Here is a 12,291-nt window from a genome sequence, read left to right as displayed (position 1 = left end):
TTTATCATCAATCCGTATTTTGATTAATTTTATTGACTAAATATTCTCTGCCCAAAATCTCCGAACAAGTAACAACAGCGCCTATCGTTACGCCTAAGACCCCGTGCATGTTAATGCTTTGCCCAGTCAGATAAAGATTATCCAGCTTTGTTTTTGAGGGAATAAATGTTTTCATTGGGTTATTGGAATCTTTCTCATAACCATACATATTTCCATTATGGCCGCCGATATAATCCCTATAAGACAGTGGTGTCGATGTATGTACCGATTTTATGCACTCCTTAATTCCGGGAAACTTTTTCTCAATTTCTTCCAGAAAACGTTTTGTTTTACGCGCTTTGAAAGCTTCATAACTTTCTCCCCTTTCATTTTCCTCAGCAATCGTGTTGAAAGTATCTTTCCAAGCCTCTACATCTGAGAATTTCATGTAAGCAATAAAAGTCATCCCTTCAGCCCAACCATCTTCCTTTTTTGTGGCATTCATAGAAGCCAAAAACGCCTTTGGCCAAGTTTCCTCAGTATAATCCTGAGCGGTCCAAACATCGTCACTGTTTTTGAAGTGGTAATAATTTCGGTTCAGGTATTTGAAAGTCTTAGGTTTAAAAACAATGTACAGACTAAAAGCTGAAACACCGCCCTCCAAACTGGAAACTCTATTGACAAAAGCTTTCCTGAAGTGATCTTCCCCAGCCATTTTCAAAGTGGTTTTGGGCTCAATATTAGAAATAAAATATTGGGCAGAAACACTTAATCCGTCCTTCATTTTGGCTTTTGTAATAGCGTTATCTTCAACACTTAACTCAAAAACTTCTTTGTATTTAAAAGCTATGCCTCCGTATTTTTTCAGTTCTTTTATTAACTGTTTGGTTATTTGGCTTCCGCCATTAATACAACGCCAAGCACTTTGCATATAGGTGTTCACCGTCAATGCGTGGACATAAAAAGGAGATTTGTCTCCCATTCCTGCATATAAAAAATTACTGCCCGCAAAAACTGCCCGCAAAATTTTATTTTCAGTCAATCCATCGATGAACTCTTTAGCATTTATAGCTAAAATATCATTGTCATATTTTCCTTCCGATCTTAAATTATAAAGTGGAAATCGATCACAAGTATTTACTATTGCTTCACAATATTTTTCAATGGCTTCTCTTTCTTCAGGAAAAAATTGGGTTAGCTGTTTTTTAAAATTATCATATCCTTGTGCATGTGGAAATTCTTGCTCATGATCCTCGAAAGAAATCATATCATATCCATCTTCATCCATTTTCTTGAGATTCAGTCCATCCATAATTCCGATATACTTGAAATACTGATGCAGATTTTGCCCCTCGTTCAATCCTCCTATGTAATGAATTCCTGTATCAAAAATGGTTTTATCACGCACAAAAGTCTGCAAATTCCCTCCGTATTGATTGTTTTTCTCCAACACACAAACACTATAACCTTCTTTGGCCAAAATGACAGCCGAAACGAGTCCACCCAAACCGCTTCCTATTACGACTACATCATAGTGTTTTTTCATTTTCATTGTATCTTCTTTTTTAGAACAATCAGTTTTTCATTATCAAAAGTAATATCAAATCCAAAATTCAATACGCTGTCTTTTAGATTTTCAGCATTTAACAAAATGATGGTTGTAGCCAAATTACAAATTGCTTCCAAATTATTTGAGGCGTTTTTATCCGAAATCAAAATAACATCATATTTATTTGGAACAATCGGTTTAATTGGATTTAAATACTGAATCTTTCTTTTCTTTACGATGTAATTTGTTTGGGCAACCGCTCTGTTTTCATCCAAAACGATTACGGATTCAATTTTTCTCTGCGGTTCCTGCAAAGCCAAAAGCATATCCAACTGTCCAAAATCATTAGCAAAATGTAGAATTCTGGCTTTAGAGTCAATCCATTTATTCAAGCTATAGTATAAATCTAAATATTTTTCTAAATTTCCTTTTATGGCTAATATAACTTGCTCTTCCTTGAACGCATAACTGTTCATCAACTTTGCCTTGAAATAATCAGGACCTTCTGAATTCAAACGTATCTTTTTATATTCTAGTTTAAAGAAAGTACTTATTTTTTTTGTCCGTTCTGCTAAATTGTTTCCAAAAACTGAATTATCATGTGAAATTCGGTCCAAAATAGTCACAGTAGTATTTCCTCCATTGAGTATAAAATCCCCTTTTGGACAAACCTCGGAATAGCCATGAATAAGAATTGGAACAATGTCCAAATGCAATTGCTCCGCCAAATAAAAAGCTCCTTTATGGAAACGCTTTATCGAATTATCCTCAGATCGCGTTCCTTCGGGAAAAACCATAATGGAAAATCCTTGTTCAACCTTGGCCCGCAAATGCTCTACTCCGTTATCCATTCCGCTTGAAACCGGATAAAAACCCGCCAAACGAACTCCTTTTCCAAAAACAGGTGAATTATAAACCCAATCACTTACCAAAAAAATGATTTTGGGACTCAACAATCCTACTGCCAAAATATCAAGGAATGAACTATGATTGGCTATAATTACCGCTGGCTTATCAAATTTTTCATTGGATTTATTTATAATTTTTCGTCTTATCGATGGATAGCTCATCAAAACCGATTTCATAAACTTAGATAAGATATAATGAAAAACTCTCAGTTTTGATTTTTTTGGAAAAGGCATGATTTTCATCAGAATTCCGCTCACTATCGAATATAAAAAGCCTCCCAAACCAAAATAGGCAAATGAAAAAGTTGAATGCAATAATCGTCTGATTTCATATGGAGCTTTTCCTTTTTTTACCCGATTGGTAACAAAGAAGTGAAACACTAAAGGCTGTAAAATAAAGGTGATCAGCAGTGCCGAGAATATCCCAATAATCGCAATTAAAGCTATTGATTTCAAGGCTGGATGTTTCGCAAAAATAAGCACTCCAATTCCTAAAATTGTGGTTGCAACCGATAATAAAATGGAGGTTCTGTAACTTGGCAATTCGATTTTTCCAAAAGTATATTCCTTTTGCAATGCCGATGTCATAAAGATGCTATAGTCCACTCCTATTCCGAAGATCAAAGTACAGACAATGATGTTAAAAACATTAAATTGTAATCCAAACATTCCCATAAGACCGGTGGTAAAAATCCAACTTATGAATATCGGGATAATGCTGATAATGGCCAATTCTATTTTTCTAAAAGCAAATAACAACACAAAAAATACGGTTATAAAAGAATAATTGACAAGATCTTCAAAACTTGTTTTTAGTGTTCCAAGAAAAGTTTCATTCGTTTGTTGCCTGTCGATAACAACTAAATTGGGTTGTTTTTTTATTTGATTCACAAAGACATCCCTTTTTACTTTAGGTACTTTCACCAAGGTAGAAATGGTATAAAAGCCGTCTTTTTGGGAGATAAACTCATCCAAGAAAAAGGATTTCACCTTGAGGAATTCCTGAATCGATATTGGACCAAAGTTTTTATCCAACAATTCATAAAAGCTATCAAAAGTAGTCGTTTTAAAACCATATTGATTTCCTTCACTGATTAAGGCTTGCGTCAGATTTGATTTTTTTTGGGAACTCCAAAATGTATTCCATTCCGCTATCTTTTGCTTTTGAACTTCTGCCGAAAAAACAATACCCCCAATCGAACTGAAATTCAAGATTCCTTTTTCTTTTTTGTCCTTTTCCAATGTCTTGAAAAGTTGATTATTATTGGCTACAACTTCTTCATAACTCTTTCCGTAAGTAGCCAAATAAATAGATTTTGATGAGTCATCATTGGCAATATGCTCCAACTGTTTCTCGGCCATTTTTAACTTGGGAGTCATAAAATTTAAAGCCGAAAGATCATTATTGAAAGTAACCTTAGAATAGGTAAAAAGCGAAACGACCAATAACAAGAGCATTGAACCAACCAAAAATTTATTTTTATGATAGGAATAAGCGCCGAGTTTATCAATAACATTAGGCTTTGGAATGAATAATTTTCCATTCGACTTGTACAAAATCGGTATTAAAATCAAGGAGAAAACAGATGTAGAAACCACACTCAAACCCGCAAAAATTCCCAAATCCTGCAAAGCTTCTGATTTGATAAAAAACAGGCACAAAAAAGTGATTGATGTTGTCACACCACAAAGCAACAAGGGCTTTGTAATGTCTCGGTAGAGTAATTTCACATCTTTATTATTCCTCAAATGGGTTAAAACATAAATAGAATAATCAGTAGTTTCTCCCAACAAAATAGAACTAATACCCAAAGAAATGGCCGAAATACTCCCTTTACAGAAATACAAAACTGCTAAAGCAAAAAGAGCTCCGAACAAAGATGGAATAAAAATAATTATCGGGGTTGACAGGTTTCTATAGAAAAAAGCCAAAATTAAAACCAACGTAACTCCGGCAAAAATAGAAGTATTTTTCACATCGGATTTGATTTGGGTCGCGTTGGCAACCGCAACTGGTGTCGCTCCAAAATAAGTCATTTCCACTTTTCCTTTGAACTGTACATTCAAATCTACTCTGATTTTCTCCAAATTATGAATAAAAGTGGTATTCTTGTCCGTTTCATTGGTTTGCAATTTAGGCGTCACAAAAAGCAATAAATTCTTTTTGTCTTTGCTTAATAGGAACCCATTTTGAATCTCAAAATCATCGCCAACACTCAGTTGTTGCAATTTCTTCAAGGCAATAAACGAAATTCCAAGCGGATCCCGAAGAATAAAATCTTTGGAAACCAATCCCGCTGGAGAAATTATGGATTTGTAATCGGAGGCAACGCTATTGGCGATACTGTCTTTCTGTAATTTATTCTGAATTTGCTCATAATCCTTTTGATCCAAAAAAAGTGGCAGATTGGCATACACAAAATCAAAGGTTTCCTGGATGTTTTCTTCTTCAATCTTGCCTTGTACCTTTGCCACAAACGGTTTGCAACTACCATCCAAACTATCGATAAAGGCATTGGCATATTCCGTCAGATTCTCGGGGGAACCATTGTCTATTGTCGAAATAATGATGGTGATTTTATCGGCAAAATTAACCTGCTCCAATACTTTTGAAGTCACTCCAGATTTATCGTTGGACGGGATTAACTGATTTATATTTTCCTGAAACGTTATTTGGGAAGCAAAGAAACCTAAAAACAAAGCTATAGCAATTACTATACCTGCAGAAAGGAACTTTCTCTTAGTCATGAATGAATATAAATCGAATAGATAATTGTGCATGCTGCTACTTTTTGTTTTTTAAATTATCTACCCAAGCGAGAAGCAAATAACTCGTAAGACCAAATAGAATAGCCATAAAAGTCGCTAAAATAAAACTTCCGACAACATATTGGGCTATGTTTTTTTGGATATCGACAAAAGTCATATCCGAATTCAAAATCAAAGATTTATCGCTAGTAACAAAAAAACTGCCAATTTTTAGCGAACCATAAATAATAAACGGAATGAAAGGTGGAAAGCTGATATTGGAAAAGGTAAAAGCAATGGCTTTATTCAGCTTCAGCAAAACCGCCAAAGACAAGACAAGAATGGTTTGAAATCCCCAAAAAGGACAAATCCCGATAAAAACCCCGAGCGCGATTGAAAATGCTTTTTTGGCATTCGAATCACTGCTTTCTAATATGTTTTCAAGGAAAAATTTCTTAAGTCCTTTTTTTTTTAGTTTCAGAAAAAAATCTCTCGGCTTGATATAAACTATAGCAATGGTAACCAAAACGGTGTTTAGAATACTGATTCGGGTAAAATCTTTGAAAGGCCTAAAATGAGAAACCCTTTCAGCAGGATCGTACAAAACCTGAACCGGAATGTTCCTTACCGGAATACCTTTCCAAGCCGACCGAACAATAACTTCAATTTCAAACTCAAATTTATTGGTAAAATAGCGCCTCGGAATTTTTCGTAAAGGGTACATTCTAAAACCCGATTGGGTATCTGCGAGCCTATTTCCCGTTTCAAACCAAAACCAAAAATTAGAAAATTTATTTCCAAAACTGCTTTTTTTAGGCACATTTTCCTGGGTCATATTTCGGCAGCCTATCAAGAGCTCATCTTCATTCGTTTCTAGAGTCTCAATAAAGCTAGGAATGTCTGAGGCGAAATGTTGTCCGTCAGAATCTATGGTAATCGCATAATTGTAATTTAATTCCAATGCCTTTTTGAAGCCATTGCGTATCGCCATTCCTTTTCCGCTGTTTTTGGAATGGTGAATTTGAACCAAATCAGAGTAGGTTTCCAGAATCTGAGTGGTACTGTCTGTAGAGCCATCATTGACCACAATAACATTGGAAGTATATTGCAAAACCGAATCCAAAACTCGTTTTAAAGTCTTGTGATTATTGTACGTGGGCACAATAACACAAACTTTGTATTTTTCAAAACCTACCATTTCGGGAAAGCTAGTATTCATTTACTCGATTCTTTAACTATTTGATTGATTGTTTCTCGGCAGTTGTAAAACTTTTTGACTGTACAATAAAATCACCAATATAGGTTCTCAAAGCCCCAGTTTGCTCTTTATAATGATCCAATAAAAAGGTTGCGTCTTCTTTTTTATTTCCTCTATAATTAACAATCTTTGGAACATTTTCCTGAATACTCAATCTAATCATCCTTATTTCTATAGCGTTGGGTTCATTTGCCACAGCATACTCAATTAAACTCGAACCTTCCTTGAATTTTTTGGACTTGTCCGATACTTTCTTTTCCAGTTTTGAAAGAATTGCCAATGAAGCGCCTTTGTAGGCAACCAGAGTTTTACTATCCTCTTTGCTTACCCCATTCAACTTTGCAGCAAACTCTTTGGCATTACTTTCCGAGTTATTGGCGCCAGCATACAATTTTCTAATTTCAATAATGGAAGGACTACTGAAAAGGAATAAAAAAAAGGCTAAAAAGATAGTTTTCATTTAGGTAAAATTAAAAAATTAATACGTTTTTAATCTAAACTTTTCTGTAAACACTGCTCAATTTCAAAGCAATGGTTTCATCAAAATAGCTCACATTTTTAACTTTAACCAAATTATCCTCTGTTGTGGTAATATCCAATTCCAAAAGTAATTCTGGGGTTTGAAACGGATTAATCAATGCCATAAATTTCACATTGGATAATGATTGCATAAACAAAGAACTGCCAGTAATTTGCTCCGTCAGCTCTTTTATAATTTGCATCATACAAACACCCGGCATTATCGGGTTTCCAGGAAAATGTCCTTTAAAAACATCGTGCTGCTCATTGATTGAAATCACTGCCTTATATTTAGAATCGACAGTATTTTCCAATGAAATTATTTTATAAAAATCTTTTAATAACATAGCTTTATTTTACATCAAAAGTATAAGTTCCACCTATCGAAAAGACCACATTAGTATGGTTATCATTAAAATCAACAACAGGAATTATTCCTTTTTTAACTCTTCCTTCAATTCCAAAATTGCGTGTTAAATTAATTCCCATTCCCAAAACAAAAGCCATATCAACATTCGCATCCGTATTGAAGTTTGTACTTGTTACAAAATCAAGGGTTGGGCCAAAATGCATATTGAATCTATCGTTAAAAGTAAATTTATTCAGAACTTCAAAAGATAAATAATCAACATCCAAAGTAATTTCATTGTTGGTTCCCGATCTATAATTTGAACCTTGCGATGAATAATCAATTTCCGGTTGCAAAGAATAATATTTGGACAGTTTCAAAGTGCCATAAAAGCCAATATAAAAGTCCGTTTTAGTTGAATAATCGACAGTTGAAACGCTTGGATAAGCAGGGGCATAAGGATCTGCATAATAATTACTTCCTTTCGTGAAATGACTAAAATTGGCTCCTCCTCTAAATCCGGGTCTAAAACTCACCTGAGCACGTGTTTGTACTATTCCAAAAAACAAAAAAAGTAAAATCAGTATTCCTTTAGTTCTTTTATTCATAATGGTTAATTGGCTTGTTGGTTAAAATAATTCAGTTCTATTTTTAATTTTATGTTTTGATGCTGAATAACAATCTTCTCAGCAAAAATATCGTTTTCTGAAGTATAAATGAGGTTTATTATTTCTTTTCTTTTAGACGCATGTACAACTCTATTTATTTTATTTGTTGTTTTTGAAACGAATAGATAATTCATTTTGTCTTTATCTAATGCCTTATAAACATTATTTTCGTTATTCTCAAACTGTTCGCTTATGGTGTAATGACTTCGCAAAAGCAATCTAAAATCGTTGATCAAAGTGTTAATCACTATTTTTCTGTCCAGTTCTTCCTGAATGAAATTGACTTTGAAATCAGTCTCTGAAATTTCAAAATCCATTAGTTTATTTCCAAATTCGGTAGTAAACACCACTCTATGCGTGGTATCATTTATTTTCTTGGCAATAAAGATACCCGTTAGCTCATTACCATAAACTGTAATGTTTGCTTTGTAAACATAATCCATTGCGGGATTTGAAAAATAAGGGACTTCCAAAGACGTTTTTTCTAAAGGTGCACTTTTATAATCTTGTACCACTTTATTAGCTGAACAGGATGATAAAACAAGTACCAGAATACTGCTAATTCGTAAAAGAAGCTTCATCGACTTTGCCATTGATTACTTTGTTTTTTAATACAATTCGGGTAAAATCTGCAGATGATTCCAATAATTTGACCTGAACAACCGTAGCATCTTCTTTGTCAAAAGTCAATTCAATTTGCTTGATGTATTTTTTGAGCGTCGCATCTTTTGGAATAAACTTGGTAATATTTTGATCTTTGTTTTTAAAATACGAAATAGAAAACTCCTTATCATCAAATAAATCGCCACTCACGCTTCCCACAATCAGTCTGTTGATTTTTCCAAATAATTTGCTGTTTCCAATATCTACAGCACTTTTCTTTCCTTCATCATTAATCAGTATTTTTCCGTTTTTAAAAACAATCGAATAACTGTATGGTTTTTTGTACTGCCAGAGCAATGAATTAGGTTCTTTGAAAACCATTTTACCAGAAGTTTCAATATCTTTTGACAGGAAATCAAGATGTTTGTATTGCACAAAATCAGTACTCAAAGTCTTGATTTTCGTGGACACTACCGCAACAGATTGTTTGAATGCAGCAATTTCACTTTCGCTCATTTTTTGTTCTTGAGCCAAAGATTTAAAAATGGAAATATTCAAAAAAATCAGTAATAGAAAAATTTTAGTCTTCATAAGCTTTTATATTCAGAAGTTCTTCTAAAGGAACAACGGTATAATTATTGGTTTTTAAAAACGATAGCAATTGTTCTAACACATTTACCGTTTGAATCGATGTATCGTGCAAAAGTACGATTCCTCCAGGTTTAATTCTTTTTATAATTCGATTCAAAAGAAATTCTTCATTTTTGACAACTCCATCCAAAGATCTAATATTCCAACCGACCGTCTTGTGCTTCGTAACTGATAGTGCTCTACGAATGGAAGGATTCGTAACACCATAAGGCGGTCTGAAAAGCGTTGGCTTTTTTCCTAAAACAGATTCAATCAAAGCATCGGTTTGTCTAATTTCGGTAATCACTTGATTTTTTCTGTAAAAATCAAAAAAAGGCGAATGACTATAGGAATGATTTCCTACGATATGTCCTTCATCTATTATCTTCTTTAAAATATTAGGATGTACTTCTATATTTTTTCCAACGCAAAAAAAAGTGGCCTTAGCGTTGTATTTTCTCAAAACATCCAAAACCAACAACGTCATTTCATTCGGACCATCATCAAAGGTAAGAGCAATTTTTTTTTCGGTTTCGAATGGATTGCTGCAGTAGGTTTTGACATGATAATTGGAAGCAATAAACGTAGAACCCCAAAACACAATCAATAACCAAAGACAAGCGACAAGCGCAAAATACTTGATTTCTACCACTGCAAAAAAACTTACCATAACGAGCAGCATTAAAACCAAAACAAAAAAAGCATTTACTATTTTATGTTTCAACAGCTCGAGATTAAAGTGAAACTATGATCAATTCCGTTGCGTTGATTGTACAAAAGAATTGTTTTATAGGATTGTTTATCCAACGCATTTAGCTTTATAATATCAGGAATATTTTGAGTTTGGATAATTTTGGATCCAACCCATAACCCAAATGCCGAAGCCGTATCGTACTCCCCACTCAAATGCTTGTAATATACTTGTGGTGTGTTTACAAAAGTTGTATTAGACAGATTTTTATAATATAAGTCAGAATCCACATCTCCATTATAACCCAGCAAAACTGCATCAATATCGGTAATTTCTAAACTATTGGCAGCAAGAAAAGCAAGGATTTTATTTTCAACTTCCGACACATTCAATTTATTAAGGATTTCTACATCCAAAATTTCGGCAATTGTATTCTCTCTTATTTCGTTTTCTAAAGCAAAAAAAGTGGCTCCTTCACCAAAAACGACTCCTTTTGTAGTAGACCCTAAAATCGAATATGGTCCTTGATTTTCTTTCTTTATAAATCCTGCCAATTTAAACAATGACATGGTATAATCGGCAGTTTCATCAATTCCTCCAACCAATATGCTTGAAGCTTCTTCTTCTTCAATCATCATTTTGGCGTCAAAAAGAGCAGATTCAAAAGAAACAGAACCATTTACATACGTCAGATTATAGGCTTTGCATTGCAATCCCAAAGCAATTTGACCTCCAACCGTATTGTGCGTCGATTGAATAAAAGAAGTGGGAGTCAAAAATTGTTCGTCATTATCCAATATGGCTTTCAAAAACTTCTCAGAGTCTTCAATGCATCCCATTCCCGTTCCTGTAATTATTGCGTCAACGGTTTCCAACTTTGCTTCTCTAAGAGCAAGAGCAGAAGCCACAATACCATTTTTGACTCCTTTTGCCATTCTTCTGATGGCAACTGGAGGTATAAAATCTTTGTAAACAGGTGTTTTTAATGGTAAAATAGTATCATTTTCGTTTAATTCTGCTTCTTCCAAAAAAACAGTGTCGAACGTTTTTTGAACCGAAATACAACCTAATCCATTGATATATGTCTTTTTCATACGTTGTTCTTATTCGCTTTTAGAAAATATAAGAGTTGAACAATTTCCTCCAAATCCAAAAGAATTAGAAAGTACGTGTTCTATGTTTTTGTGTTTTAGAGTCGTTTGTGGCAGAAGATTAAATTCTTCCATTGGTGTTTTAAAATTCAGATTTGGGAAAACCACATTATTCTGAATAGCCAATACACTGTAAACTGCTTCAATAGCAGCCGCAGCCGCCAAAGTATGCCCAGTAAACGGTTTGGTTGAACTAAAATCCGGTACTTTACTTTCTCCAAACAATCGGGCTATCGCTCTACCTTCGGACAAATCATTATTGGGAGTCGCTGTACCGTGAACATTGATATAATCGATTTGTTCTGGTTGCAATTGAGCTATTTTAAAAGCTTTTTCCATTGCCAAAAAAGCACCATCTCCGTTTTCTGAAGAAGCGGTTTGATGAAAAGCATCGTTGGCATTTCCATATCCGGAAACTCTTGCCAATACTTTTTTATTTTCTTTTTTAACCAATTCCTCTGATTCCAAAACCAAATAAGCAGCAGCTTCACCAAGATTCAATCCGTTTCGGTCATTATCAAATGGTTTATTATACCCATCCGATAAAATCATTAGCGTTTTGAAACCATTAATAGTAAATTTGGACAAAGCATCGGTTCCTCCCACAATAACTCTGTCTAATTTACCTAATTTTATTAATCGAGCTCCCAACATAATAGCATTTGCCGCAGACGAACAGGCCGTGCTAATCGTAGTTACCATGCCTTTCAGTCCTAATTCACTGGCAATTTTTTCGGAATTATCACCGGCATTATGACTGCTAATGTATTTTACAACTTCGGGATTATCAAAATATTCGTGGTAATAGCGTTCAGTCATATCCATTCCGCCAACACTCGTCGCCGAAATTAATCCAGTTCTGTATTCATTAATTGAAGTTATACCTGCATTTTTCAAGGCTTGTTTAGCTGCAATTGTTCCCAACATAGCCGTTCTGGAAAAATTATTATCTTTCCCTAATTGCAATTCTTCAATTAACTCCTGATTGGTTTTCTTTATTTCGCCAACCTTTATTACATCAACATGTACTGTTGCTATATTTTCGATAGTAGTAATTCCAACTTGACTTTTCAGCAATGCATTGTAGTTCTCCTCAACCGAATTACCGATTGAAGAAATGATACCCATTCCTGTTATGGCGACTCCTATATTCATTGATTTTTGAATGTTGAATGTTGATTAACGATTTTTGATTTGTTCAAAACCAAAAAAAACTGATATACTCTAAAATCCGAATC

At 34.2% G+C, this 12,291-nt stretch carries 11 protein-coding genes; all 11 read right to left on the bottom strand.

Annotated elements, in window-relative coordinates; all coding sequences use genetic code 11:
- Positions 1-7: 7 nt before the first annotated feature.
- The 11 genes from HQN62_RS09190 to HQN62_RS09140 are packed head-to-tail and all read right to left on the bottom strand — an operon-like array spanning position 8 to position 12,208.
- Positions 8-1,525, bottom strand: coding sequence for a phytoene desaturase family protein (locus HQN62_RS09190; protein WP_173505546.1), 1,518 nt, complete (start codon positions 1,523-1,525; stop codon positions 8-10).
- A gap of 2 nt (positions 1,526-1,527) precedes the next feature.
- Positions 1,528-5,217, bottom strand: a complete 3,690-nt coding sequence (locus HQN62_RS09185) for an MMPL family transporter (RefSeq protein WP_173504123.1) — start codon at positions 5,215-5,217, stop codon at positions 1,528-1,530.
- Between the two features lie 4 nt (positions 5,218-5,221).
- Positions 5,222-6,403, bottom strand: a complete 1,182-nt coding sequence (locus HQN62_RS09180; RefSeq protein WP_173504122.1) for a DUF2062 domain-containing protein — start codon at positions 6,401-6,403, stop codon at positions 5,222-5,224.
- A 16-nt stretch (positions 6,404-6,419) separates the two neighbouring features.
- Positions 6,420-6,902, bottom strand: a complete 483-nt coding sequence (locus HQN62_RS09175; RefSeq protein WP_173504121.1) for a hypothetical protein — start codon at positions 6,900-6,902, stop codon at positions 6,420-6,422.
- Positions 6,903-6,936: 34 nt separating this feature from the next.
- Entirely contained in the window at positions 6,937-7,308 is a 372-nt protein-coding gene (locus HQN62_RS09170) for an ApeI family dehydratase (RefSeq protein WP_116795486.1), read from the bottom strand.
- A 4-nt stretch (positions 7,309-7,312) separates the two neighbouring features.
- Positions 7,313-7,918 (bottom strand): outer membrane beta-barrel protein, encoded by a 606-nt coding sequence (locus tag HQN62_RS09165; RefSeq protein ID WP_173504120.1) that lies wholly within the window; start codon positions 7,916-7,918, stop codon positions 7,313-7,315.
- Between the two features lie 5 nt (positions 7,919-7,923).
- The gene (gene lolB2 / locus HQN62_RS09160; protein ID WP_254454512.1) at positions 7,924-8,559 is read right to left on the bottom strand and encodes a flexirubin biosynthesis protein LolB2; all 636 of its coding nucleotides are present in this window, start codon (positions 8,557-8,559) and stop codon (positions 7,924-7,926) included.
- Complete coding sequence (gene lolA2, locus HQN62_RS09155) at positions 8,537-9,172, bottom strand: flexirubin biosynthesis/transport protein LolA2 (RefSeq protein WP_173504118.1); 636 nt, start codon at positions 9,170-9,172, stop codon at positions 8,537-8,539. Before lolA2 ends, lolB2 begins: the two co-directional genes overlap by 23 nt.
- Positions 9,162-9,935, bottom strand: a complete 774-nt coding sequence (locus HQN62_RS09150; protein ID WP_254454511.1) for a polysaccharide deacetylase family protein — start codon at positions 9,933-9,935, stop codon at positions 9,162-9,164. The genes lolA2 and HQN62_RS09150 overlap by 11 nt, the downstream gene beginning before the upstream one ends.
- Positions 9,932-10,996, bottom strand: a complete 1,065-nt coding sequence (locus HQN62_RS09145; protein WP_173504117.1) for a beta-ketoacyl synthase chain length factor — start codon at positions 10,994-10,996, stop codon at positions 9,932-9,934. Before HQN62_RS09145 ends, HQN62_RS09150 begins: the two co-directional genes overlap by 4 nt.
- Before the next feature lie 9 nt (positions 10,997-11,005).
- The gene (locus HQN62_RS09140; RefSeq protein WP_173504116.1) at positions 11,006-12,208 is read right to left on the bottom strand and encodes a beta-ketoacyl-[acyl-carrier-protein] synthase family protein; all 1,203 of its coding nucleotides are present in this window, start codon (positions 12,206-12,208) and stop codon (positions 11,006-11,008) included.
- Positions 12,209-12,291 lie beyond the last annotated feature (83 nt).

Source organism: Flavobacterium sp. M31R6, assembly GCF_013284035.1.
Classification (GTDB): Bacteria; Bacteroidota; Bacteroidia; order Flavobacteriales; family Flavobacteriaceae; genus Flavobacterium.
The sequence above is the reverse complement of the archived record's forward strand: the minus strand, read 5'-3'. Positions and strand labels throughout refer to the sequence as shown.

What these genes read in the sequence shown, in the direction of transcription:
- HQN62_RS09190 (WP_173505546.1), bottom strand. Translation starts at nt 1,525, where the DNA reads ATGAAAAAACACTATGATGTAGTCGTAATAGGAAGCGGTTTGGGTGGA.
- HQN62_RS09185 (WP_173504123.1), bottom strand. Translation starts at nt 5,217, where the DNA reads ATGCACAATTATCTATTCGATTTATATTCATTCATGACTAAGAGAAAG.
- HQN62_RS09180 (WP_173504122.1), bottom strand. Translation starts at nt 6,403, where the DNA reads ATGAATACTAGCTTTCCCGAAATGGTAGGTTTTGAAAAATACAAAGTT.
- HQN62_RS09175 (WP_173504121.1), bottom strand. Translation starts at nt 6,902, where the DNA reads ATGAAAACTATCTTTTTAGCCTTTTTTTTATTCCTTTTCAGTAGTCCT.
- HQN62_RS09170 (WP_116795486.1), bottom strand. Translation starts at nt 7,308, where the DNA reads ATGTTATTAAAAGATTTTTATAAAATAATTTCATTGGAAAATACTGTC.
- HQN62_RS09165 (WP_173504120.1), bottom strand. Translation starts at nt 7,918, where the DNA reads ATGAATAAAAGAACTAAAGGAATACTGATTTTACTTTTTTTGTTTTTT.
- lolB2 (WP_254454512.1), bottom strand. Translation starts at nt 8,559, where the DNA reads ATGAAGCTTCTTTTACGAATTAGCAGTATTCTGGTACTTGTTTTATCA.
- lolA2 (WP_173504118.1), bottom strand. Translation starts at nt 9,172, where the DNA reads ATGAAGACTAAAATTTTTCTATTACTGATTTTTTTGAATATTTCCATT.
- HQN62_RS09145 (WP_173504117.1), bottom strand. Translation starts at nt 10,996, where the DNA reads ATGAAAAAGACATATATCAATGGATTAGGTTGTATTTCGGTTCAAAAA.
- HQN62_RS09140 (WP_173504116.1), bottom strand. Translation starts at nt 12,208, where the DNA reads ATGAATATAGGAGTCGCCATAACAGGAATGGGTATCATTTCTTCAATC.